This is a genomic window from Streptomyces auratus (assembly GCF_050433025.1).
Taxonomy (GTDB): Bacteria; Actinomycetota; Actinomycetes; order Streptomycetales; family Streptomycetaceae; genus Streptomyces; species Streptomyces sioyaensis.
The window spans coordinates 33,952-56,692 of the sequence record NZ_JBNGCB010000003.1; the positions used below are offsets into that span (position 1 = coordinate 33,952).

Sequence of the window (22,741 nt, forward strand, 5' to 3'; positions counted from 1 at the left end):
GACGGTTCATGGAGACACCTGTAATTCTCCACTGACATGCGTACCGGTTGGGGGACGCGACGCAATGCCGAGGGAGTGGGGCACGTGGACGTGACGGTGCGACGGGGGCGGCCGGTGGAGCATCCGCCGCGGGAGAGAAGACGGCCGTTAACCGTGCGGGTGGCGGCCTGGAGCGCGCGGCACCCGTGGCGCGCGCTGGCCGGCTGGCTCGGGTGCGTGGTGCTGTGCCTGGGGGTGGGCCTCGCGATGGGCACCCACAACGCCACCGCCGAGGACTACCGCGTCGGTGAGGCGGGCCGCGCCGAAACCCTGGCGGCCGAGGCGCATCTGGGCCATGAGCCGGTGGAACACGTGCTGATCTCCGCCCGGTCCGGCCCGCTGGACCCGGCCGCGGCACAGGCGGCCGCGGCCGAGGTCACCGCCGGGATGCAAATGCTGCCCGAGGTGGCGCGGGTGGCCGCCCCGGTCCGTTCGGCCGACGGTGGATCCCTGCGGGTTTCGGTGACCATGAAGGGGGCGGAGGCGGACGCCAAGGACCATGTCGCCCCGCTCGCCGCCCGGACCGCGGCCGTGCAGCGCAGCCATCCGCAGCTGCGGGTGGCCGAGACCGGCAGCCCGTCGGTGACCGTCGGCGTCAACGCCCAGCGCGGCCAGGACCTGGCGCTCTCCGAAGCGATCGCGCTGCCCGTCACGCTGCTGACGCTGCTGGTGGTCTTCGGGTCCGCGCTGATGGCGCTGGTGCCGCTGCTGCTCGCGCTGACCTCGATCGCGGCCGCCATGGGCCTGTCGATGGTGATCTCCCACCTCCAGCCGGACGCGGGGGTGGGCAACAACGTCATCCTGCTGATCGGCATGGCGGTCGGCGTCGACTACACGCTCTTCTACCTCAAGCGCGAACGGGAGGAACGGGCTCGCGCGGGCGGCCGGCTCGGCCCCGAGGCGCTGGTGGAGTTGGCCGCCGCCACCGCCGGCCGGGCGATCGTCGTCTCCGGCCTCGCGGTCGTCGTCTCCACGGCCACCCTCTACCTGGCCACCGATGTGGTCTTCTCCTCGCTCGCGACCAGCACCGTCATCGTCGTACTGGCCGCGGTCCTCAGCTCGTTGACCGCACTGCCCGCCCTGCTGGTCACGATCGCCCGGCGCGCCGGACGCCGGGCGGCCCGCCGCGCGGAACGGGGCAGGGACCGGCCCGCGCGGCAGGACCGCACGGCCGGCGCCGGCCGTCTCTGGCACACCCTGCTGCGCCCGGCCGGCGCGCACCCGGCCGTCACCCTGTGTCTGTCCGTCCTGCTCATGCTGGGTCTCGCGGCACCCGCGCTGGGGATGCAGCTGCGCGTCCTCAACAAGGACAGCCACTCCCGCGAGATTCCCGCCCTGCAGACCTACGACCGGCTCACCACGGCCTTTCCCGTGCTGCGCGTCCAGCACCAGATCGTGGTCCGTGCGGACGCCGAGCGCGCCGCCGACGTGGCGTCGGCGCTACGGGAGTTGACCAGGAGCACGCAGTCCGACCGGCTCTACGCCAAGGACGGCACACCGCCCCTGCACACCTCCCGGGACCGCCGCACCACGACCCTGGAGCTGTCGACGCCGTACAAGGTCAGCTCGCCGGAGGCCGCCGACTCGCTCGCCCGCCTCCGTCACGACTATCTGCCGGGCACCGTCGGCACGGTGCCCGGGGCGGAGTTCGCGGTCAGCGGGGACGTGGCGCACGACACCGACTACCTTGCCCACCAGGACGAGAAGCTGCCCCTGGTGGTCGGGGCGCTGCTGCTGCTGACCTTCCTCATGACGACCCTGGTCTTCCGCTCCGTGGTCATCGGGCTGCTCGGCGTCGCGCTGAACCTGCTCTCCGCGGCGGCCGCCTTCGGCCTGGTCGTGGTCTTCTTCCAACACGGCCTGGCCAGCACGGTGTTCGGCTTCGATACGTCCGCGACCAGCGCCATCGGCTCCCGCGTACCGCTGTTCCTGTTCGTGATCCTCTTCGGGCTGTCGATGGACTACCAGGTCTTCGTCGTCAGCCGGATACGGGAGGCGGCACTGCTGGGCAGGCCGCCCCGGGAGGCGGTGCTGGACGGGGTCGGCGCCTCCGCCAAGGTCGTCACCAGCGCGGCCGTGGTCATGGTGACGGTCTTCGCCGCCTTCATGTTCCTGCATCTCGCCGAGATGAAGCAGATCGGCTTCAGCCTCGCGGTGGCCGTGCTGCTGGACGCCTTCGTCATCCGCGTGGTGATCCTGCCGTCGGCGCTGATCCTGCTGGGGCGGGCGAGCTGGTGGCCGTCCCGGACGATGCGGCGGGCGCAGCAGGCACCTTCGGCCGGGTGAGCTGCGGGCGCCCCCCCGGGAGGCGTCGCCGGAGAAAACCCCGCCCGGGGCGGCGCGCAGGCCGCCCCGGGCGGGGTCGTACGTGGGGGGGAGCGGGGCTCAGATCGTGGACGCGTCGATCACGAAGCGGTAGCGGACGTCGCTCGCCAGCACCCGCTCGTACGCCTCGTTGATCCGGTCCGCGCCGATCACCTCGATATCGGCGGTCAGCCCGTGCTCGCCGCAGAAGTCGAGCATCTCCTGGGTCTCGGGGATGCCGCCGATCATCGAGCCGGCGAGCGACTTGCGCTGCGGGATCAGTGCGAACGGCGCGACCGGCAGCGGGCTTTCGGGGGCGCCGACCTGGACCAGGGTGCCGTCGGTGCGCAGCAGCCCGAGGTAGGCGTTCAGGTCCAGGTTGGCCGAGACGGTGTTGACGATCAGGTCGAAGGTGCCCGCCAGCTGCTCGAAGGTGGCCGGGTCGGACGTCGCGTAGTAGTGGTCGGCGCCCAGCCGCAGCCCGTCGTCCTTCTTGCGCAGCGACTGGCTCAGCACGGTCACCTCCGCGCCCATCGCATGCGCGATCTTCACGCCCATGTGGCCGAGACCGCCCAGACCGACGACCGCGACCTTCTTGCCGGGGCCGGCCTGCCAGTGGGCGAGCGGGGAGTAGAGGGTGATGCCGGCGCACAGCAGCGGGGCCGCGGCGTCCAGCGGAATGCTCTCGGGTATGCGCAGTGCGTAGTTCTCGTCGACCACCAGGTGGGTGGAGTAGCCGCCGTAGGTGGGCTCGCCGTCCCGGCCGGTCGCGTTGTACGTGCCGACGTTGCCGAGCTCGCCGGTGCAGTACTGCTGCAGCCCGGCGCGGCAGTTCTCGCACTCGCGGCAGGAGTCGACGAAGCAGCCGACGCCGACCCGGTCGCCCTTCTTGTAGTGGGTGACCCCGGAGCCGACCTCGGCGACCACACCGGCGATCTCATGGCCGGGGACGATCGGGAAGTTCCCGCCGTCGCCCCACTCGGCGCGCACGGTGTGGATGTCGGAGTGGCAGATTCCGGCGTACTTGATGTCGATCAGGATGTCGTGGGCACCCAGCTCGCGGCGCGGAATCGTGATCCGCTCCAGTGGTGCCTTCGGGGCGGGTGCGGCGTACGCGGAGACAGAGGTGTGGGTCATGCCATTGAGCTTGCGTCGGCCCGATGGCCGTAACCAGTGCCCCCTTCAACCTATGCATGGCGTGCCTATTACTGCCAGAACCCCCCAGCGGCCCGGCGGTCGCCCAGCGGCCGGCGGGCGGCCCCGGCCGGCGGGCGGTCATCCACCACGCCGAACCGGGGCCGCGGGCGCCGGCCGAAGCGCTCCGGCTGCCGGCGTCGGCTCAGGAGAAGACCACCGAGCGGAGCTTCAGCAGCTCCGAGGCGCGGCCGCCGTTGGCCCGCAGCGTGTAGTAGTCCCCGGTGCAGTCCGGGCCGGTGAAGACGGTGGCGACGGACGAGGTGTAGTTCTTCGGGGAGTGCGCGGGCTGGGCGGTAGGTTCGTTCACTTCGGGGAGGTTCAGGCACGCCCGGCCCGGCGGATCGGACAGCAGGCTCACGTGCGGGGTGCCGCCCTCGTCGTTGTACACGTAGGTGAAGGGGCCCGTGGACGCGCCGGCGGGGGAGGCCGGCAGGGCCAGGGCCAGGGCGAGCGCGCTGACGGCGGAGGCAGCGGTGTGACGAAGACGCATGCGAGGGTCCTTTCATTCCGTTTCCATGCGGAATGTGTGGTGCCCAGCCCTACGACCCGTGATGTCCGTTGTCACACGAAGGAGTTCCGGCGAGACGGGCGCGCGGTTGTTGTTCGGATCGGCCTGACCTAGGGGGTGCCTCTCCGATCTCCGTGGATCAGCCTGTGCGTAGAGGCACCCCCTAGGGGCGGTGAGGTGCGCTGCTGCGATTCCGCAGGACGCCGGTGATCCGCTCGCACCAGTCGCGGGTCTCCCGTTCGAAGCCCAGGCCGCGCAGGCAGGTCAGATACGGGCCGATCCGGGCGCCGTGGGCCAGGAACTCCGCCTCGTCCAGGCCGCCGCGCAGCCGGACCAGCAGCTGCTCGAAGATCTCGACCTTGGCGGCGGCCATCCGGGCCCGCTCCGTCAGCTGCGCGATCACCGGCGCGGCGTCGATCCGGTCGACGGCCTGCACCTTGACCAGCAGATCGTCGCGGATGAAGGACGGCCTGGACGCGGCCGCCGCAAACCGCTCCAGCTCGGCCAGGCCCTCGTCGGTGACGTGGAACAGCCGCTTGTTGGGCCGGGTTTCCTGGACCACCTGACGTCCGGCGACCAGCCCCTCCCCCTCCAGCCTGGTCAGCTCCGCGTAGAGCTGCTGCGGCAGTGCGTGCCAGAAGTTGGCGACGCCGACGTCGAACGCCTTGGCCAGCTGATAGCCGCTGTACTCGCCGTCCAGCAGCGCCGCCAGCACCGCGTGCTTGAGAGCCATGGCCCCGGCCACCCCTTCCCATACTCAAGAATATGACTAATCATAGTCGCGACTATGGGAGCGCGGGGCCGAGGCGCCGGGCCCGGATCCGGGCCCGGACGGTTCGCTGCCCGGCCGAGGCGAGGAGGAAGAGTCATGGGGACGACCGCGGACCGCTTCAAGGCGGCGGTGGAGGCACGTGAACTGGGCGTGCTGGACGAGCTGTTCACCGAGGACGTCCGCCTCTACAGCCCGGTGAAGTTCACCCCCTTCGAGGGGCGGCCGATGGTGCTCGGGCTGTTCGGCGTGCTGCTGCGGACCTTCGAGGACTTCCGTTACGTCGGCGAGCTGACGGGCAGCGCACAGACGGCGGCTGGGGCGGACGGCGGCTCCGTCGACTCGGCGGTCCTGATCTTCCGGGCCACCGTGCGCGGCAAGCAGATCCATGGCATCGATCTGCTGCAGTTCGACGAGGCGGGCCGGATCAAGGAGTTCACGGTGATGGTGCGGCCGCAGTCCGCGGTGCAGGCGCTGGGGGAGGCGGTGCTGGACGGGCTGGTCGAGGACGGGCTGGTGCCGCAGCCGTAGGGCGCGGTCGTAAGGCGCGGGTGGTACCGCGGGCCGGTGCGTGGGCGGCGGATCGGGGTGCGGGGTGCGGGCCGGCCACCGCCCGGCCGGGGCCCGCCCGCGGCCGGCCGGACCGGGGTGCGCCCGCGCCCACTCGGCGTGGACACCGGTGCACCCCTGCCGTGATCGTGTGCCGGGCGGCTCGCCCGCGTCCGGGTCCGCGCGCCCGGCGGGAGCGTCAGACCCGCTCCGGCTGCTCCACCGAGATCGCCGCGGCCGGGCAGATCGCCGCCGCCTCCTGGACCGCTTCCTGCAGCTCCGCGGGCGGTTCGGCGTTCAGCAGGACGACGATGCCGTCCTCCTCGCGCTGGTCGAAGACGTCGGGCGCGGACAGCACACAGCTTCCGGCGCCGCAGCACTTGTCCTGGTCGATGTGCACACGCATGGTTCTCTCCAGATCGGGCCGCCCGGCTTCCTGTGGCCGGGGCGTATGAGCGATAACGGGCGTACGGGAAGGGCGAGTTCCCGCTGACCGGGCGCCGGGGTCACCACGCTACGGGCAGCGCATGCACCCCGTAGATCCCCATGTCGTGCCGGAACGGGACGTCCTCGAAGGGGATGTCGAGCCGGAGGCCCGGCAGCCGGCGCAGCAGGGTCTCCAGAGCGATCTGCAGCTCCACGCGGGCGAGGGGCTGGCCCAGGCACTGATGGACGCCGAAGCCGAACGCCACATGGCGGCGGGCATCGCGGCCGACATCGAGCCCGTCGGCCCCGGGGAAGGCGTCCTCGTCGCGGTTGGCGGAGTTGAGGGTGCACACCACGCCCTCGCCGGCCCGGATGGTGACGCCGCCGATGCGGACGTCCTCGGTGGCGACCCGGGGCAGGCCGTTGTGCACGATGGTCAGATAGCGCAGCAGCTCCTCCACGGCGCCCTTGATCAGCGAGGGGTCGCGGCGCAGCCGGGCCAGCTGGTCGGGGTTGCGCAGCAGGGCGAGTGTGGACAGCGAGGTCATGTTGGCGGTGGTCTCATGGCCGGCGATGAGCAACAGCCGTCCCATGGTGGCGATTTCGACGGAGCTGAGTTCGCCGCGGGCGACCAGCCGGCTGATGATGGCGTCGTCCGGCCGGTGCCGCTTGGACTCGGCGAGCCGGACCAGGTACCTCAGCAGCTCGTCCTGTGCGGTCCGTACCTCCTCGCGCGTCGACCGGAGGCTGAGCAGAATCCCGGTGCGCTCCTGGAAGAACTCATGCTCCTCGTACGGGACACCGAGCAGCAGGCAGATCACCAACGACGGCAGCGGCAGCGCGAATTCCGCGACCAGGTCCGCCGATGTGCGCCCCTCGGTCATCCGGTCGAGCAGCTCATCGGCGAGGTGCTGCACCTCCGGGCGCATCGCCTCCATCCTCTTCACCATGAAGTCGGCGGTGAGCATCCGGCGCAGCCGCGCATGCTGGGGGTCGTCCATGCGGAGAAAGGTGGGATTCGTGCCGATGATCTCGCGCCCGCCGGCGGAGAGGAAGGGGAACCCGGGGCGGGTCACATCCGCGCTGAACCGCGGGTCGCCGAGCACCTCCCGGACGTCCTGATGCCGGGTCACCAGCCAGCAGGAGGACCCGTCCCACAGGGTCGCGCGGGTGACCGGCTCCTCCCGGCGGGCCCGTTCGACGCCGGGTGCCGGATCGAAGGGGCAGCGGGCGGCCCGTGCGGCCGGGAGGTCGAGCGGGGGGAGGCTCGCGCCCGGCCCGGTGCCGGGGTCCGCCTCGATGCGTTCTGCGGTCGTCATGCGGCTGGTCCTTCCACGAACGGCCACGGCACTGCCGTGGCGAAGGGTGCGGGTGGCGCCACTCCTCGACGGTTCACGTACGAACCGGGTACCGGCCGGATCGGCGGTCGGGCCGGCGGCCGGGCCAGTGGGGTCCTGTCCGCCGGGGTCATGACCGGGGGACATGGCCAGGGGCCGTAGCCGTGGCGGTAGTCGGGACGCGAGACCGGGACATGGAGACCGGACACAGGGACCGGACGCAGGGACCGGAACGTACCGTGCCGGGCCGATAACTAGTTACCTAAGGTAAGCAACTAAGTGCACGCTAACTCACCCCGGGCGGGGGAGGGAAGGGGAGATCGCGAGCCTCATGAGGTTGGCTCAAATCAAGCGCGGGCCCGGACCGGACAGGGTCGGCGCAGCAGGGTTTCCGGCACCTCGCGGACGGCTAAAGTGCCTGCATGCCGGACCCCGGAAGCGACCAGGACCCCACCGCCGCACTGCAAAGAGTGCTGGCCACGCTGGCCTATCTGCTCACCCGCTCCCGGGCGCACGAACGCCAGGCCGCCCAGGCGGGGGTCACGGCGGCACGTTCCGATCTCTGGCTGCTGATGGCCCTGGAGGACAGCGGAGGCGTCAGCAGGGTCGGCGACCTGGCCGCGCTGCTGATGGTCGAACCCCCTCATGTCACGCGCCAGATCAGCCAGTTGGAATCCCAGGACCTGGTGGCCCGGACCCCGGACTCGCTCGACCGCCGGGCCCGGAAAGTGGTGATCACCCCGCACGGCAAGGCCATCCTCAACCGTCTGCAGAAGACCAGCCAGGCCGGTCTGCACGAGGCGCTCGCCGGCTTCGACGATGCGGACATCGCCACCACCGTCGCCGTGCTCAACCACCTGGTGGCCTACGCCCGGGAGAAGCACGGGCGGGCGTGAGCGGGCGGGCGTGAACGGGGTGGGGCCGGGCCCCACCCCGTCCGGTGTCACTCGCTGCCCGGTGTCACTCGATCTCGACGCGGCCGTTGGTGCCGTTGCCCGCTCCGGTGGTGCCGTTGCGGTCGGTGGTCCGGTCCGGCGACTCGGGGGCGCCGAGGTTGCGGCGGACCGAGTCCAGGATCGTCAGGCCTTGGCCCACCAGGCCCGCGGCGATCTCGCCGAGGCCGTCGGTGCCGTTGAGGACATTGACGTTGGCGTTGGCCAGGCCCGCGGAGGCTTCCTTGACGATCTGCGGGAGCTGGTCGATGAGCATCCGGTCCAGGGCCACGCGGTCGTGCGAGGCGGCGGCCTCGGCCTGGATCTTCATCCGCTCGGCCTCGGCCATCGCCAGCAGCCGGATGCGCTCGGCCTCCGCCTCGGCGGGCTTGACGACCTCGGCCACCAGCTCCTGCTGGCGCAGTTGGGCCGCGCGCTCGGCGAGCTCGGTCTGGGCGGCGAGGACTTCCTGCTGGGCGTGTGCCTGCGCCAGCGGACCGGCCTGGGCGGCCCGGGCCTTGGCGCGGTCCACCTCCGCGGAGTACTCGGCCTGGACCACGGCGGTCTGCCGGGAGTACTCCGCCTGATTACGGGCGGCCTCCTGCTCCGCCTCGGCCGAGGCCTGGGTGGCCTGGGCCTGGGCGATCTGCGCCTGCCGCTGGATGGCCGCCTTGTGCGGGGCGGACATCGCCTCGATGTAGCCGGTGTCGCCGTCGTCGATCGACTGGATCTGCAGCGAGTCGACGATCAGGCCGATCTTCGCCATCTCCGTCTTCGAGGTCTCCAGGACTTCGGTGGCCAGCTTCTGCCGCTCGGTGACGATCTCCTCGACCGTCATCGAGCCGATGATGGACCGCAGATGACCGGCGAAGATCCGGCCGGTCAGGACCGACATCTGGTCCTGGTCGGACAGGAACCGCTGGCCGGCGTTGACCACGCTCTCGGTGTCGTTGCCGACCTTGAACGCGATCACGGCGCGCACCGTCAGCGCGATGCCCTGCTTGGTCACACAGGTCTCCGAGACCTCCGCCTCGCACATCGCCAGCGTCAGAAAGCGGACCTTGCGGAAGACCGGCAGCACGAATTTGCCGTGCCCGGTGACCACTCGGAACGGCGCGCCCCCCTGTCCACGCCTGCCTCCCGAGATCAGCATTGCTTGATCGGGGGCAGGAACGCGGTAACCGAACATCCTTCGTCTCCTCAACCGGCGTCGCCGGCATCGCCGGGCAACGCGTCCAACGGATCCGCCCACTCCATGACGTCGACCTGGCGATTGCCACGGGACTCGATCACGAGCACGGTCGCCCCTACCGGAAGGGGCTCGGCGGACCAGGCGAGAAAGGCCTCCGTGCCGCCCCTGATCCGCACCAGGACCTCACCGGGACCGGCAGCTCCACGAGTGCCGATCAGCAGCACTCCCGTACAGCCGATCACGGCATCGTCCTGTGCCATCGGCGGCTGCCCTCCCCCGTTACGTTCCTGGAAAAACGACCATAGCGCTCCGGCGGGCGATGGCCTATGGCGGGATCACGGCGCGTTGGGATCCCGGCTCGCGGGCGTCAATATCCCGCTATGAGAGGGGCGAATGCCTGGCGGGGAGTGGGTTCGGTGTGTCCGGGTGAGCGGGATGGGGGGTCGGGTGGTGGCTTTCGGTGGACCGCGGGGTGAGGGCGGCGAAGTGCCTGGGTGGCTAGGGGAGTGTCAACTGCGGTGCGGTCGTGGCGACTACGCAGCGATCGTGGCGACAATGCGGCGGCCGTACCCCGAGCGTGAGCGACCACCGCTGCCCGGAGCCTGAAATGCACAATCCAGGCAACCAGCACTCGCCGGGATTATTCACTGGCCCGCTTTAGGGAATCACCTAAGGGTCGCGCCGTAGGCTTCAAAAGGAGCTGGAAGGCGTACAGCAAGCTTCCGTCCCTCGGTCCCCAGCCGGGATCGGAGCCCGGACGCCGGACCTCCGCCGTGCCGGACGTGCCAGAACACCTGTCGGATGTACGCCCCGGCACGAAATGCGGCATCGCACGATACGAGTGAATCAGCGAATGTGCGAATCGCTGAATGAGCGAATTCGCAGGCGGAGCTGACCAGTAGACGGAGGGTTTGTGCGCAATCGAGAGATATCACTGACGCCCGGAGCCGAGCCGCAGGAGGCGCTGGGCGTCGCCCGCGCGGCGCTGGAGCGGCACGGCTACCAGTGGGTGCCGCAGACCGACAGCAGCGCAGAGGCGCACGAATGCGAAGAGGTCCGCAGCAAGCTCTTCACCGGCAAACTCCGCATGAGCCTGGCCGTTCAGGACCAGCGGCTCGTCATGGAAGCCGTGTCCAACGGCCTCGGGCTTGCCGCTGCCACCGGAGCCCCGGCCGCCACCGTACGGATCCGGAACAAGCTGAACCATTGCGCGGACCTGGTGGGCAGCGCGCTCACCCAGGCCGGGCTGGCACGCTGACCACCGCGTAGGCGCCGCAGGCGTCTCAGGCCCCCCGGGCGGCGAACGGGCCGCCGGTGCCGAAGGCCGCCTCGGCGAAGCGTTCGCCGAGGCGGCGGTGGGTGGCGGCGTCCGGGTGGAGCTGATCGGGCAGCGGCAGCTCGGCGAAGTCCGCCTCGCCGTAGAGGGCGCGGCCGTCGAGGTAGTGCAGATGGGGGTCGTCGGCCGCCCGCTGCTCCACGAGGCGGGCGAGCTCCGTACGGATGACACCCAGCGTCAGCTTCCCGGCGGCCCGCTCCGCGGGGTCGCCCATGGCCGTGAACTGCAGCGTCCCCGCGCTGAGCCGGCTGAAGTCCGGGATGCACGGGCCGGGGGTGTCCTCGTGGAGGGGGCAGTGGAGGGGCGAGACGACCAGCAGCGGCGTGCCGGGGTGCCCCTCGCGGATGGTGTCGAGGAAGCCGTGCACGGCCGGGGTGAAGGCGCGCAGCCGCATCAGATCGGCATTGACCAGGTTGATGCCGATCTTGACGCTGATCAGGTCCGCGGGAGTGTCCCGCAGGGCGCGGGCGGTGAACGGATCGAGCAGGGCACTGCCGCCCAGACCGAGGTTGATCAGTTCCACGCCGCCGAGGGAAGCCGCGAGCGCCGGCCAGGTCGTGGTTGGGCTCGCCGCGTTGGAGCCGTGGCTGATCGAACTCCCGTGGTGCAGCCACACCTTGCGGCCTCCGTGCGGCACGGCCTCGACGGGGGCGTCGGTACGCAGCGCGACCAGCTCGGTGGCCTCGTTGTACGGCAGCCAGATCTCGACGTCCTTCACCCGGTCGGGCAGCCCGGTGAACCGTACGGTGCCGACCGGGCCGGGCCGGGTCTCCGCGGACCCGGTCGTCAGGTCCACCATCAGGACGTTGCCGCCGGTCACACTGGCCTGCCCGGCCAGGCGCCCGTCGACGACCAGGTCGTACAGCCCGTCCGGTCGGGGCGGGGCGCCCTGGTAGGCCACCTTGGTGCGGAGCGTGTCCAGCTCAACGGCGGTGGCCCGGGTACGGAACACCAGCCGTACGCCGGAGGGCTGGGCCTCCGCCATGGCCAGCTGCCCGTCGGCGCACTGCGCGCGGGCCCGGGCGGGCAGCCGGTGCGGCAGCAGGCCGTGCTCGGTGCGCTCCAGATCGAGCGCGCCGCGCAGCAGGTCCGCGGTGAGGGGGGTGCTGAGCCAGTCCGCCGCCCGGGGCGTGACGGAGGAGCCGGGTTCGGCGGCGGGGGCATGCTCGCAAGTCATGACCTCAGCCTGTCAACCGGGTGCCTGATCCACACATCTTTTTCCGACCTGCCGGCTTGCCAGCCGCGCGACGGCACGACGACCGGCTACGTCCACCCCCACCGGCCTTCCCTCATCCCCCAACGGGAGGGGACGGGCCGGAGGGGCCTGGTGTGTGGACGTAAAGCGAAGCAGTCCACACACCAGGCCCCTCCGGCCCGTCACCGCACCCGACACCCACCCAGCCCGCCGCAGGCGCAACGGCGAGAAGCAACCACGTCGGGAAAGCCGACAACGTGCGGCGCGCCGCAGGCGCAACGGCGAGAAGCAACCACGTCGGGAAAGCCGAAAACGTGCGGCGCGCCGCAAAGCGCAACGGCGAGAAGCAACCACGTCGGGAAAGCCGACAACGCGGCGCGCGCCCGGCCGGCCTAGGCCCTACGCACGCCACCCCCCGAGAGCAACGGCAGCAGGGCCGAGACCGCGGCGGACAGGACGACGTTGAGGCCCACTGCGGCCGCCAGGGCGTGCCCGTACGCGGCGGTGTCGTGGTGCCCGGCGCCGCCGAGCGCGCCGTAGTAGAGGATCCCGACGACGGCCACGCCCACCGCGCCGCCGATCTGCTGGCCGGTGGAGAGCACCCCGGAAGCCATGCCCACCTCCGCGGGGCCGACGGTGCCGAGCACCGCGTTCAGCAGCGGGGTGACCAGCAGGCCGTTGCCCACGCCCACCAGGACCAGGGCCGGCGTCAGCTCCCAGGCGGTCAGTCCGGCTCCGGAGTGGACGGCGAGCGCGACGGTGCCGAGGAAACCCACGAGGCCGGTCAGTGCGCCGAGTTGCAGCACCCGCCGCCCGTAGCGGGCCAGCCGTCCGGCGAGGAGGCTGGCGGCGAAGAAGGCCACGGCGAGCGGTGTGTAGACCAGGCCGGCCCCGAGCGCGTCCCTCCCCAGCCCGTCCTGCAACGTCAGCGACAGGATCAGGAAGAAGGAGTTGATGCCCGCGTAGGTGAGCAGGACCAGGCCCATCCCGACCGCGAACGAACGCTCCCGTAGCAGCCCCAGCCGCACGAGCGGGGCGCCGCCCGCCGTGTCCACCCGCCGTTCCACCAGCCCGAAGGCGGCGAACGCGGGCACGCATGCGGCCAGGCTGAGCCAGGTCCACGGCGGCCAGCCGGACGAGCGGCCCTCGACCAGCGGCACCACGAGCAGAAACAGCGCCACGGTCAGCACCACGGCACCGGGCAGATCGAGCCGACGGGCCTGTGGTGCCCGCGACTCGGGCACGAAGAGCCAGGCGAGCAGCAGCGTCACCACACCGATGGGCACATTGACCCAGAACACCGGCCGCCAAGTGGAACCGAAGAGATCGGCGGCGATCAATACACCGCCCACCAACTGCCCGGCCATCGTGGCCATTCCGATGACGGCGCCGAGCGCCCCGAACGCCGTCGGGCGCTTCGCCGCCGGGATCAGCACCTGGATCACCGCGAAGACCTGCGGGAACATCGCCGCCGCGCTGAGGCCCTGGACCAGTCGCGCCGCGATCAGGCTGCCGGCGCCGGGCGCGAGGGCACAGCCCACGGAGGACAGCGTGAACAGCGCCATGCCCAGCAGGAACAGCCGCTTGCGGCCGAAGCGGTCGCCGAGCCGGGCGCCGGTGATCAGGGCGAGGGCGTAGGTGAGTTGATAGCCCGCCAGGATGAGCTGGATATCGGCCGCGGAGGCGTGCAGGTCGGCCTGGATGGCGGGCGCGGCGACTAGCACGATGAAGGTGTCGAGCACCGCCATGAAGGCCCCGACCAGCACGATGGCCAGGGCGCGCCAGGGGGCTGCCGGCCTCGGGCCGACGGCGTGCGGTCTGTCGGCCGTGTAGGACGGGCCTCCGCCCGTATTTGCCGATCCCCCGGCCGTATCGGACGAGCCGCCGGCCGGCGCTGGCGACGCGATGCGCGGTCCGTCGGCGGCCGGGAGTGGTGTCTGCTTCATGCGGCCAGCGTCGGACGACGCCGCCCAGGCGAACAGAGACCGATTATGCTGGTTTCCCCACCACCCCCCTCTACGTGCTGCGCCCACACGTCCGCGCGGCGGCCCCGACGCGGCCGACGCCCCCCGCGAGCCGCGGCGAACGGGAGTACCGATGGACGACCAGCAACGACGCCGCAGCCTCGGGGAGTTCCTGCGCTCGCGCCGGGAGCGGCTCACGCCCCGGGAGGCGGGCATCCTCGCGGGGCCCCGGCGGCGCACCCCGGGGCTGCGGCGCGAAGAGGTCGCCCAGCTCTCCGGTGTCAGCGTGACCTGGTACACCTGGCTGGAGCAGGCGCGCGACATCACCGTCAGCCGGCAGGTCCTAATGAGCCTGGCGCGGGCCCTGATGCTCAGCTCGGTCGAGCGCCGGTATCTGTTCGCGCTGGCCGGACTGCCGCTACCGGAGCGCCCGGCGGAGGGCGGCCCCGGCCCCGCCCTGCAGAAGCTGGTGGAGGCGCTCGAACCACACCCCGCCTATCTCCTCGACGCCAACTGGGATCTGGTCGGCTGGAACCGTGCCGAGGCCGGACTGATCGGCGATCCCGGACAGCTGGAGCCGGCCGAACGCAATCTGCTGTGGCTGGTGTTCACGGATCCGGCGATGCGCTCGCTGCTTGCCGACTGGCACGCACAGGCCCAGGACCTGGTCGCCCAGTTCCGGGCGGACGACCGGCAGCGCTCGGGCGATCCGCGCTTCGAGCAGCTCACGAACGGGCTGCGGGAGGCGAGCGAGGAATTCCGGACCTGGTGGGCGGCGCATGACATCGCCGACTTCGGCAGCAGCCGCCGGCGCTTTGCGCATCCTCAGGTCGGGGCGCTGACCTTCGACTATGTGAAGCTGGCGGCGCTGGACGCGCCCGGCATCAAGCTGTTCGCCTGTATGCCGGCGGATGCCGGGACGGCGGCCAAGCTGCCCGCGCTCCAGCTGTGCGCGGCGGGCGCGAGGGGCGGGGTGGACGTCACCGCCACGGGCGCCGCCGCGACGCCATGATCGCGGCAATCGACGCCGCTGCTTGGCAAGGCACGGACCGACTGGACCTGACCCACCCGGACCGGCTCTCCCACCACCGGCAACCCCTACGCCCCGTCGTCCCCGCTCTCCCCGCCGCTCCCATCGAAGTGAATCAACGGCTTGATAATGCCCCCCTCCTTCGCCGCCATCATCTGAAAGGCCCGTTCAATCTCACCGAAGCTGAATTCGTGCGTGGTCATCGGCGTGGGATCGACCTTCCCCGTCTCCATCAACCGGAAGATCCGCCGAAGCCACCCGCGGCCTCCGCGGTTGAACCCGCCGTAGACCTGCTTGTCGGCCATGCCGTATCCGAAGGGCTCCAGGGGGATCTTCAGCGGCTCTCGCACCTCCCCGTGATACCCGACGTTGGAAATGCGCCCTCCCGGCTTCGTGACCCGGAAGGCCGCCTCCCAGGTCTCGGGGCTGCCGAGCGCCTCGATGGCCGCGTCGACCCCCTGGCCGTCCGTCAGCTCCAGGATCCGCTCGACCGGGTCGCACTGTGTGTGGTCGACGATCAGATCGGCGCCGAAGCGGCGGGCGAGTTCCTGACGGGCGGGAATCGACTCGACGGCGACGATGAGGCCGGCGCCGAGCAGCCGGCAGCCGATCGTCGCCGACAGCCCCACCGCGCCCTGCGCGAAGATCGCCACGGTCTCGCCGAGTTCGAGTTCCGCGTGTTCGGCGGCGACGAATCCGGTGGAGAGCATGTCGGTCGCATACAGCGCCTGGTGGTCGGAGAGCCCTTCCGGAATCGGTGCGAGGTTGGCCTCGGCATTGTTGACGAGAAAATACTGGGCCAGGGTCCCGTCGCGCTGATTGGTGAATTTGGCGCCGCCCAGCATCAGCCCGTGGCATTGCGAGGAGAACCCGCGCTGGCAGGAATCGCACTGGAAGCAGGGCGTGATCCCGGCAGCCGCGACGCGCTGGCCTTCGACCAGTCCCTCGACCGCCGAGCCGAGCGCATGGACGACACCGACCGCCTCATGCCCCAGCGTCACATCCGGAGCAACCGGAATGACGCCCCGCATGACGTGCACATCGGTCGTGCACACCAAGGCCGCGGTGGTGCGCACGACCACGTCATTCGGACCGGGCTCGGGGACCGGCTTCTCGACGACGCCGACCTCGCCGACCTTCCGGAGCACGAAAGCCCTCACGTCTGCTCACCTGCCGTCCGGCGCGGGATGACGAGGAGATCGAGTGCGTCAGCGTGGCTCATGCCATCGCCCTTCCCGCAGGCGAGGCCGGGAGACGGCCGTTACGTCATCTTCCGCCCGTTCGGCCGACAGCCCCGCACTACTGCTCATGTCATCGTGGCCTCGCCTCGCCCCCGTACGGAGCCGGCCCGCCGTCCGGCAGGTGGTCGTGGTGGTCCTCGGGTACGGGCAGCCGCCCGCCCCGGCTGTCGGCGACGCGCAGGACATCGTCGAGCGCCACCGTGGCCCGCAGAAGCGTGACCCGGAGGGTGAGCGGTCCTGCCCCCGGATCGTCCAGCACCTCCTCGGCATCGACGATGACGGCTGCCCCCTCCCGCATCTGCTCCGCCTCCATCAGGTCCGCCTTCCGGGCGAGATAGCCCCCCGCGTCGTCGCTCCGCAGAAAGCACGGATTCCCCGCGAGCGACAGCCACGGCAACAGCCGCAGCCCGGACCCAGGACGCTGGGGGTTGTCGGGGTCGTAGCGGCCGGTCAGGTTCCTCAACTCGTCATCCTCCAAAGGGCGGTGGCGACACCCGTGTCCCGAACCAGCGGTCGCGGGAGTCTTTTCTGCGTACACCCGCCTAGCGTTGTGTCACGGCGATAGGCTCGCCAGTGCACAGAGCGTGACAACGCATTCGTCACAGGGGAGTTGACGAAATGGGCACGGCATACGGTGACTGGCTCCGCGAACAGCGGGAAGCGGCCGGGATGACACAACAACAGCTGGCGGACGCAGCGGTGATGACCCGCTCACACATCGCCCACATCGAGGCGGGCCGCCGCATCCCGTCGAAGGAGGACGCGCGGCGGCTGGACCAGGCGCTGAACACGGGGAACGTGTTGAGCAGCTTTCTGCCGCAGGACGATACGACGGTTGCCGAACGCTTTGCGGCCGCGCTGCAACTTGAGCAACAGGCCACGATGATCCGCGAGTTTGCGTCATCCCTCGTCCCCGGCATCTTTCAGACGGAAACGTACGCGCGCGCGGTTATGCGTACGGCCTTTCCTCCGTGGAGTGAGGAGGAATGTGACAGGTTCGTCGTCACGCGGCTTGAGCGATCGAAGATCCTCGCTGACCCGGTGACGCCCGTAGTGTGGGCCCTCCTGGACGAGGCGGTGTTTCGCCGTCCGGTTGGCGGAAAGGACGCCATGGCGGCACAGATCATGCACATCGTCCGCTTGGTTGAGGATGAGCGAGTGCGGGTGCATGTATTGCCACTTGGGCTGGGGGCGCATCCGCTCATGCCGGGGATGGTGACGCTGATGTGGTTCGAGGATCAGCCCCCGGCGGCTTATTCGGAGGGGCTGTCTGTCAGCAAGGTTCATGACTCCCCGGCCGTGGTCCAACGGCTGCAGGGCGCCTACGATCTGGCCCTGAGCGACGCACTGCCGCTGAAGGAGTCCCTGGCCCTGATGAGGGCGACAGCGAAGGAATACGGACACCATGACTGAGCACGCAATTCCGAACTCCGCCACGCTGCGTGGCTGGCGCAAGTCGTCGTACAGCGACAACGAAGGAGCCAGCTGCCTGGAGGTCCTGGACGGCCACCCCTCCGGCGTCCCCGTCCGTGACTCGAAGGTCCCGTACGGCCCGGCAATCCTCTTCCCGGCCGACAGCTGGATACCGTTCGTCACCGCCCTCAAGAACCGGGAGTTCCCCGCCTCGGCCGGATGACCGTCCGAGGAGGCGCTCAGCGGAACGGAAGCGGCCGCCCCTTCTCCTCCTCCGGTCGTGGTCCGAAGATCCGCCGTTCCGCCTCCGTGATCGCGACATCGTGGATGCCGGCTTCCCGGCGGCGCATCAGCCCCTCCTCGTCGAACTCCCACAGCTCATTGCCGTAGCTGCGCCACCACTGCCCGGCCGCGTCATGGCACTCGTACTGGAAGCGCACCGCGATCCGGTTGCCGTTGTAGGACCACAGTTCCTTGCGCAGCGCGTAGTCCCGCTCGCGGGCCCACTTCTGGCGGAGGAAGGCGACGATCTCCGCGCGGCCGGCGAGGAAGGTGTCCCGGTTCCGCCAGATCGAGTCCTCGGTGTACGCGAGGGCGACCCGCTCGGGATCGCGCGTGTTCCAGGCGTCCTCGGCGGCCTGCACCTTCTGCCGTGCGCTCGCCTCGTCGAACGGCGGGAACGGGGGGCGTGACGCCATGGCGGATCTCCCTACTCTCGAACCTGCGGAGAACGATCGTTCTCTCTCGTTCGGCTAGCATAGAGAACGACCGTTCTCCTGGGAAGTGCCGGAAGGGCCATGGATCACGACGAAGCCCGTACGCGGATACTCGACGCCGCGGAGAAGCTGTTCTACGACCGCGGAATCCAGTCCGTCGGCATGGACGAACTCCGCACCACCGCCGGGGTGTCCCTCAAGCGCCTCTACCAGTGCTTCCCGGCCAAGCACGACCTCGTCGAGGCCTATCTGCGCCGGCGCGACACCCGGTGGCGCGCCGCCCTCGCCGCGTACGTCACCGAGCACGCCGACACCCCTGAGGCCCGGCCGCTCGCGGTCTTCGACTGGCTGCACGACTGGTTCACCGCCCCGGACTTCCGCGGCTGCGCCTTCATCAATTCCTTCGGCGAACTGGGCGCGACCTCGGAGGGCGTCGCCCGCGCCGCCCGGGACCACAAGCGCGCCCTGCTCTCGTACCTGACGGACCTCGCCCGGGGCGCGGAGATCGCCGAACCGTCCGCCGTGGGCGGCCAGTTGTCACTCCTCGTCGACGGTGCGATCACCACGGCCGCAATCACCGGCAACCCGTCCGCCGCCCAACAGGCCCGCACCGCCGCTGAGGCCCTCCTGGCGGCTGCCCGGACGGCAACAGCACCGGGAGGAAACCGCCGCAAGCCGTGACCGGAGAGTCGAGCGCACGGCGGCGGAAAGCTACCGCTCGTCGTCGCGCCGAAAGACGGCGGTCCACAGGAACGGCTCGCCGAAGTGAGGGGAGTGCGGGGGCTCGTCGTGCATGCGGCGGAGTTCGAGCTCCGTCAGGTGGGAGAAGATGCCGCGCAGGGAGTCCGGGGTGTAGGCGAGGCCGCCCTGGAGGCCGGAGTGGCGGTAGAACTCGCGGTCGTCGAGTTCGGAGCCCATCGCGCCGGCGGCGAAGCAGGTGAGGGCGAGGTGGCCGCCGAGGGCCAGGGACCGGTCGAGCAGGGCGAGGTAGCTCAGGCGGCGGTGCGGTGGCAGATGGTGGAAGCAGCCGGAGTCGTAGATCAGGTCGTACGGGCCGGCGAGTGCGGTGTCGGCGAGGGTGAAGGCGTCGCCGCAGAGGAAGCGGACCTCGGCCTTCGTTTCCGCGGCGCGGTCCTGGGCCCAGGCGATGGCTGCCGGGGAGAGGTCGACCGCGTCCACCTCGAAGCCCGCGGCGGCGAGGTGGAGCGCATTGCGGCCGGGGCCGCAGCCCAAGTCGAGGGCGCGCCCCGGGGTGAGCATTCCGCGGTCCAGGCAGGAGACCAGGTTCTCGTCGGGCTTCGCCACGAAGAACGGCACCGGCTTCGAACGGTCCGCGTAGAAGCCGTCCCACCAGGAGGCTCCGCCGGCGCTCCAGCGGTCGGCCTCCGGGGCGAACAAGCCGTCCAGGAGGGTGAGTACGTCCTCGATGGTGCGGATGTTCCGGTCCATGTGGTCCCCCTCAATCCGGTCCCTGTGGTCCCCGTTCGCCGGTCCGTGCGGTCCGCCTTTCCGGTCCGCCTTTCCGGTGCGGTGAGCGTAGCCGGGAACGCCGCATCAGACCAGGTCAGGTGGGGTGGAGGGGAGGCGGTTGCCGGGCGTGTGAGGGGCGTGCGGGAGGGTGGGGAGGGAGCCCGCCATGGGCCGGGCGGGGAGCCGTTCGGGGCGCCTTCCAGGGGCGTCACGGGGGTGTTTACGGGCGCGCCGGGGACGGTTTTCAGCGAGCTGTGCTGAGCCGAGCCGAGCCGAGCCGCCGGGTGGGCCCCGGTCGTGCGGGGCAGCCCGGCGGCTCGGGAGTGAAGAGGGACGACAGGGGCGCCTAGATCAGCACCCGCGCCAGGGAGTTGAGCGCCGCGTCCAGTTCTTCGGCCGTGATGGTCAGCGGCGGGGCCAGCCGGATCGTCGAGCCGTGGGTGTCCTTGACCAGGATGCCTTCCTTCATCAGGCGTTCGCTGATCTCCCGGCCGGTGCCGAGGGCGGGGTCGATGTCCACGCCCGCCCACAGGCCGCGGGCGCGGAAGCCGGTGATGCCCTTGCCGGTCAGTGCGGCCAGGCCGCTCCGCAGCTGTGCGCCGAGCTCGGTGGCGCGGCGCTGGAACTCCCCGGTGGCGAGCAGTTCGATCACGGCCGAACCGACGGCGGCCGCCAGGGGGTTCCCGCCGAAGGTCGAGCCGTGCTGGCCGGGGCCGAGCACGCCGAGCACCTCGCGGCGGGCGACGACCGCGGAGACCGGGACGATGCCGCCGCCGAGGGCCTTGCCCAGGAGGAGCACGTCGGGGACGACGGACTCGTGCTCGACGGCCAGGGTCTTTCCGGTGCGGCCCAGGCCGGACTGGATCTCGTCGGCGATGAACAGGCAGCCGTTGCGCCGGGTCAGTTCGCGGACGCCGGTGAGGTAGCCGTCGTCGGGGATGAGGACGCCGGCCTCGCCCTGGATGGGCTCGATCAGCACCGCGGCCGTGGTCTCGTCCAGGGCCGCTTCGAGCGCGGCCAGGTCGTTGTAGGGGACGGTGCGGAAGCCGGGGGCGAAGGGGCCGAAGCCGGCGCGGGCCTCGTCGTCGTCGGAGAAGCCGACGATGGTGGTCGTCCGGCCGTGGAAGTTGCCGCCGGCCACCACGATCGTCGCCCGGTCCGCCGGGACGCCCTTGACGTCGTACGCCCACTTGCGGGCGACCTTGATGCCGCTCTCCACCGCCTCGGCGCCGGTGTTCATCGGCAGCACCATGTCCAGGCCGGTCAGTTCGGCGAGGCCCTCGGCGAAGCCGGCGAGCCGGTCGTTGTGGAACGCGCGGGAGGTGAGGGTGAGTTGATCCAGCTGGCGGTGGGCGGCCTCGATCAGCGCCGGGTGCCGGTGGCCGAAGTTGAGCGCCGAGTAGCCGGCCAGCATGTCGAGGTAGCGGTTCCCCTCGACGTCCTCGACCCAGACGCCCTCCGCGCGCGCGACCACCACGGGCAGCGGGTGGTAGTTGTGCGCGAGAACCGGGCCCTCGGCCTGGATCAGTTCCGCGGACGAACGGGGAGCGAGCACCGGGGCAATGCGAGTGGGAGCGGTCATCAGCGGATCTCCTGGGTGCAGCACTTGATGCCACCGCCGGCCTTGTGGAACTCGGACAGGTCGACGGGGACGGGGACGTAGCCCTCGGCGGTGAGCCGGCCGATGAGGCCGGTCGCCTGGGGGGCGATGAACACATGGCGGCCGTCGGAGACGGAGTTGAGCCCGAAGGCCATGGCGTCGGCCCGGGTGGCGAGCACGGCACGGGGAAAGAGCCGGGCGAGCACCTCGCGGCAGCCGGGTGAGAACGCCTCCGGGTAGTACGCGATGTTCTCCTCGTCGAGCACGAAGAGTGCGGTGTCGAGGTGGTAGAAGTGCGGGTCCACCAGCTGGAGGCTGATGGTCGGCACCCCGAAATATTCCTGTACCTCCTGGTGGGCGGCGCGCGTCGTGCGGAAGCCGGTGCCGGCCAGCACATACGGGCCCGCCGGGACCAGATCGCCCTCGCCCTCGCACACCGACTCGGGCCGGTAGACGTCGAAGCCGGCGGCCTTGAACCACGTCTCGTAGGCGGTGGACTCCGGCCGCCGCTGCGGGGCGTGGAAGAGCGAGCCGAAGACCCGCCCCGCCAGGACCAGCGCCGAATTCGCCGCGAACACCATGTCCGGCAGTCCGGGCACCGGCGGCACGGTCTCCACCGTGTGTCCGTGCGCGCGGTAGGCGCACATCAGGGCCTCCCACTGGCGGGCGGCGAGCGCGGTGTCGACCGGTGCGTCCGTCCGCATCCAGGGGTTGATGGCGTAGTGCACATCGAAGTGCCGGGGTTCGCACACCAGAAAGCGCCGCGGGCGCGGCACACGACTCGTCAGCACGGACATCCCTCCTGTCATGACAGACCGTTAAGGGTTGTCACCTCGTGTTTTCCACGGTACGGAGCGAGGGATTCCGGCAACAAGCAACAAATGCTGCGTATCGGCGCAGCAATACTGCGTGTCAGCCGCTATTTCTGCACGATTTCTGCGCCACTCTGCTCGAAGGATCCGCGGGCGCCGGCCTCCGGGCTCTCCGGCAGCAGGTGGGACAGCACCATGTAGCTGATCGTCTTGCGGATGAACGGTTCGGCCCGGATGCGTTCGAGTACCTCCTCGAAGTGCTCGACATCGGTCGCCCGCACATGCAGCAGCGCATCGGCGCCCCCGGTGACGGTCATCGCCGCGGCGATCTCCGGATGGTTGCGTACGACCTCGGCGAGCCGGCGGGGCGGGGCGGCGCTGTCGCAGTACACCTCGACGTACGCCTCGGTCAGCCAGCCCAGCGCGGACGGCCGGACGGTGGCGCTGAACCCCGTGATCACCTTGCTCTCCCGCAGCCGGTCCACCCGCCGTTTCACCGCGGTGGCCGACAGTCCGATCGCGCCACCGATCTCCGAGAAGCTCGCCCGGCCGTTGTCGATCAGCGCCGCGATGATCTTGCGGTCGAGCTCGTCGAAGGGCGCGGCCTTGCTGGTCACTGGGTCTCCCGTTGCATCCCGGTCCTGCTCCGTCCTGCCTGCTGCCGCTCGGTCGCGGTCGCCTCACGGTAGCGACACCGGGCGCGCGGGGCCG

The 22,741-nt window shown here is 70.8% G+C and carries 24 protein-coding genes; 8 read left to right on the forward strand and 16 right to left on the reverse strand.

Annotated features, from left to right (window positions below):
* The first annotated feature begins 153 nt into the window (after positions 1–153).
* The gene (locus tag BKA18_RS19665; protein ID WP_366044026.1) at positions 154–2,325 is read left to right on the forward strand and encodes an MMPL family transporter; all 2,172 of its coding nucleotides are present in this window, start codon (positions 154–156) and stop codon (positions 2,323–2,325) included.
* A 99-nt stretch (positions 2,326–2,424) separates the two neighbouring features.
* Here BKA18_RS19665 and BKA18_RS19670 read toward each other — a convergent pair whose 3' ends face one another.
* The 3 genes from BKA18_RS19670 to BKA18_RS19680 form a co-directional block, all read right to left on the reverse strand.
* The gene (locus BKA18_RS19670; protein ID WP_093484308.1) at positions 2,425–3,480 is read right to left on the reverse strand and encodes an NAD(P)-dependent alcohol dehydrogenase; all 1,056 of its coding nucleotides are present in this window, start codon (positions 3,478–3,480) and stop codon (positions 2,425–2,427) included.
* A 202-nt stretch (positions 3,481–3,682) separates the two neighbouring features.
* A complete protein-coding gene (locus tag BKA18_RS19675) occupies positions 3,683–4,030 on the reverse strand; it encodes a hypothetical protein (protein WP_366044027.1) in 348 nt (115 codons plus the stop codon).
* Between the two features lie 181 nt (positions 4,031–4,211).
* On the reverse strand, positions 4,212–4,781 hold the full coding sequence (locus BKA18_RS19680; RefSeq protein ID WP_366044028.1) for a PadR family transcriptional regulator: 570 nt from the start codon (positions 4,779–4,781) through the stop codon (positions 4,212–4,214).
* A gap of 135 nt (positions 4,782–4,916) precedes the next feature.
* On the opposite strand from BKA18_RS19680, the gene BKA18_RS19685 reads away from it, so the two are divergent.
* On the forward strand, positions 4,917–5,348 hold the full coding sequence (locus BKA18_RS19685; protein WP_366044029.1) for a nuclear transport factor 2 family protein: 432 nt from the start codon (positions 4,917–4,919) through the stop codon (positions 5,346–5,348).
* A 217-nt stretch (positions 5,349–5,565) separates the two neighbouring features.
* On the opposite strand, the gene BKA18_RS19690 is transcribed toward BKA18_RS19685, so the two are convergent.
* Both BKA18_RS19690 and BKA18_RS19695 read right to left on the reverse strand, forming a co-directional pair.
* Entirely contained in the window at positions 5,566–5,772 is a 207-nt protein-coding gene (locus BKA18_RS19690; RefSeq protein WP_040898795.1) for a ferredoxin, read from the reverse strand.
* Between the two features lie 100 nt (positions 5,773–5,872).
* A complete protein-coding gene (locus BKA18_RS19695) occupies positions 5,873–7,111 on the reverse strand; it encodes a cytochrome P450 (protein WP_366044031.1) in 1,239 nt (412 codons plus the stop codon).
* Positions 7,112–7,551: 440 nt separating this feature from the next.
* On the opposite strand from BKA18_RS19695, the gene BKA18_RS19700 reads away from it, so the two are divergent.
* Complete coding sequence (locus BKA18_RS19700) at positions 7,552–8,025, forward strand: MarR family winged helix-turn-helix transcriptional regulator (protein WP_366044032.1); 474 nt, start codon at positions 7,552–7,554, stop codon at positions 8,023–8,025.
* A 64-nt stretch (positions 8,026–8,089) separates the two neighbouring features.
* On the opposite strand, the gene BKA18_RS19705 is transcribed toward BKA18_RS19700, so the two are convergent.
* Positions 8,090–9,250, reverse strand: a complete 1,161-nt coding sequence (locus tag BKA18_RS19705; RefSeq protein ID WP_040898792.1) for a flotillin family protein — start codon at positions 9,248–9,250, stop codon at positions 8,090–8,092.
* 11 nt (positions 9,251–9,261) lie between these two features.
* On the reverse strand, positions 9,262–9,513 hold the full coding sequence (locus BKA18_RS19710) for a hypothetical protein (RefSeq protein ID WP_006604238.1): 252 nt from the start codon (positions 9,511–9,513) through the stop codon (positions 9,262–9,264).
* 653 nt (positions 9,514–10,166) lie between these two features.
* Here BKA18_RS19710 and BKA18_RS19715 point away from each other — a divergent pair.
* A complete protein-coding gene (locus BKA18_RS19715) occupies positions 10,167–10,511 on the forward strand; it encodes a hypothetical protein (protein WP_366044033.1) in 345 nt (114 codons plus the stop codon).
* Positions 10,512–10,536: 25 nt separating this feature from the next.
* Here the strand turns inward: BKA18_RS19715 and BKA18_RS19720 are convergent, their stop codons facing one another.
* Positions 10,537–11,766: a GDSL-type esterase/lipase family protein gene (locus tag BKA18_RS19720; protein ID WP_366044035.1), complete on the reverse strand. Its 1,230-nt coding sequence runs from the start codon at positions 11,764–11,766 to the stop codon at positions 10,537–10,539.
* Between the two features lie 410 nt (positions 11,767–12,176).
* The gene (locus BKA18_RS19725) at positions 12,177–13,730 is read right to left on the reverse strand and encodes an MFS transporter (RefSeq protein WP_366044036.1); all 1,554 of its coding nucleotides are present in this window, start codon (positions 13,728–13,730) and stop codon (positions 12,177–12,179) included.
* A gap of 151 nt (positions 13,731–13,881) precedes the next feature.
* Here BKA18_RS19725 and BKA18_RS19730 point away from each other — a divergent pair, with 151 nt between their 5' ends.
* A complete protein-coding gene (locus BKA18_RS19730) occupies positions 13,882–14,760 on the forward strand; it encodes a helix-turn-helix transcriptional regulator (protein WP_366044037.1) in 879 nt (292 codons plus the stop codon).
* An 86-nt stretch (positions 14,761–14,846) separates the two neighbouring features.
* Here BKA18_RS19730 and BKA18_RS19735 read toward each other — a convergent pair whose 3' ends face one another.
* Positions 14,847–15,926: a zinc-binding dehydrogenase gene (locus tag BKA18_RS19735; RefSeq protein WP_366044038.1), complete on the reverse strand. Its 1,080-nt coding sequence runs from the start codon at positions 15,924–15,926 to the stop codon at positions 14,847–14,849.
* A 163-nt stretch (positions 15,927–16,089) separates the two neighbouring features.
* Complete coding sequence (locus BKA18_RS19740; protein ID WP_366044039.1) at positions 16,090–16,482, reverse strand: hypothetical protein; 393 nt, start codon at positions 16,480–16,482, stop codon at positions 16,090–16,092.
* Positions 16,483–16,637: 155 nt separating this feature from the next.
* On the opposite strand from BKA18_RS19740, the gene BKA18_RS19745 reads away from it, so the two are divergent.
* Both BKA18_RS19745 and BKA18_RS19750 read left to right on the forward strand, forming a co-directional pair.
* Positions 16,638–17,432 (forward strand): helix-turn-helix domain-containing protein, encoded by a 795-nt coding sequence (locus BKA18_RS19745; RefSeq protein ID WP_366044040.1) that lies wholly within the window; start codon positions 16,638–16,640, stop codon positions 17,430–17,432.
* Positions 17,425–17,655 carry a DUF397 domain-containing protein gene (locus BKA18_RS19750; RefSeq protein ID WP_366044041.1) on the forward strand — a complete coding sequence of 77 codons (231 nt, stop codon included), beginning with the start codon at positions 17,425–17,427 and terminating at the stop codon, positions 17,653–17,655. The genes BKA18_RS19745 and BKA18_RS19750 overlap by 8 nt, the downstream gene beginning before the upstream one ends.
* 16 nt (positions 17,656–17,671) lie before the next feature.
* On the opposite strand, the gene BKA18_RS19755 is transcribed toward BKA18_RS19750, so the two are convergent.
* The gene (locus BKA18_RS19755; RefSeq protein WP_366044042.1) at positions 17,672–18,130 is read right to left on the reverse strand and encodes a nuclear transport factor 2 family protein; all 459 of its coding nucleotides are present in this window, start codon (positions 18,128–18,130) and stop codon (positions 17,672–17,674) included.
* A gap of 99 nt (positions 18,131–18,229) precedes the next feature.
* Between BKA18_RS19755 and BKA18_RS19760 the strand changes: the two genes are divergently transcribed.
* Positions 18,230–18,829 carry a TetR/AcrR family transcriptional regulator gene (locus BKA18_RS19760; RefSeq protein ID WP_366044043.1) on the forward strand — a complete coding sequence of 200 codons (600 nt, stop codon included), beginning with the start codon at positions 18,230–18,232 and terminating at the stop codon, positions 18,827–18,829.
* 30 nt (positions 18,830–18,859) lie between these two features.
* Here the strand turns inward: BKA18_RS19760 and BKA18_RS19765 are convergent, their stop codons facing one another.
* The 4 genes from BKA18_RS19765 to BKA18_RS19780 form a co-directional block, all read right to left on the reverse strand.
* Positions 18,860–19,597, reverse strand: a complete 738-nt coding sequence (locus BKA18_RS19765; protein ID WP_366044044.1) for a class I SAM-dependent methyltransferase — start codon at positions 19,595–19,597, stop codon at positions 18,860–18,862.
* A gap of 367 nt (positions 19,598–19,964) precedes the next feature.
* Positions 19,965–21,200 (reverse strand): ornithine--oxo-acid transaminase, encoded by a 1,236-nt coding sequence (gene rocD, locus BKA18_RS19770; protein WP_366044045.1) that lies wholly within the window; start codon positions 21,198–21,200, stop codon positions 19,965–19,967.
* Positions 21,200–22,015, reverse strand: a complete 816-nt coding sequence (gene ddaH / locus BKA18_RS19775) for a dimethylargininase (protein ID WP_234371700.1) — start codon at positions 22,013–22,015, stop codon at positions 21,200–21,202. Before ddaH ends, rocD begins: the two co-directional genes overlap by 1 nt.
* 122 nt (positions 22,016–22,137) lie before the next feature.
* Complete coding sequence (locus BKA18_RS19780; protein ID WP_366044046.1) at positions 22,138–22,647, reverse strand: Lrp/AsnC family transcriptional regulator; 510 nt, start codon at positions 22,645–22,647, stop codon at positions 22,138–22,140.
* Positions 22,648–22,741: the final 94 nt, after the last annotated feature.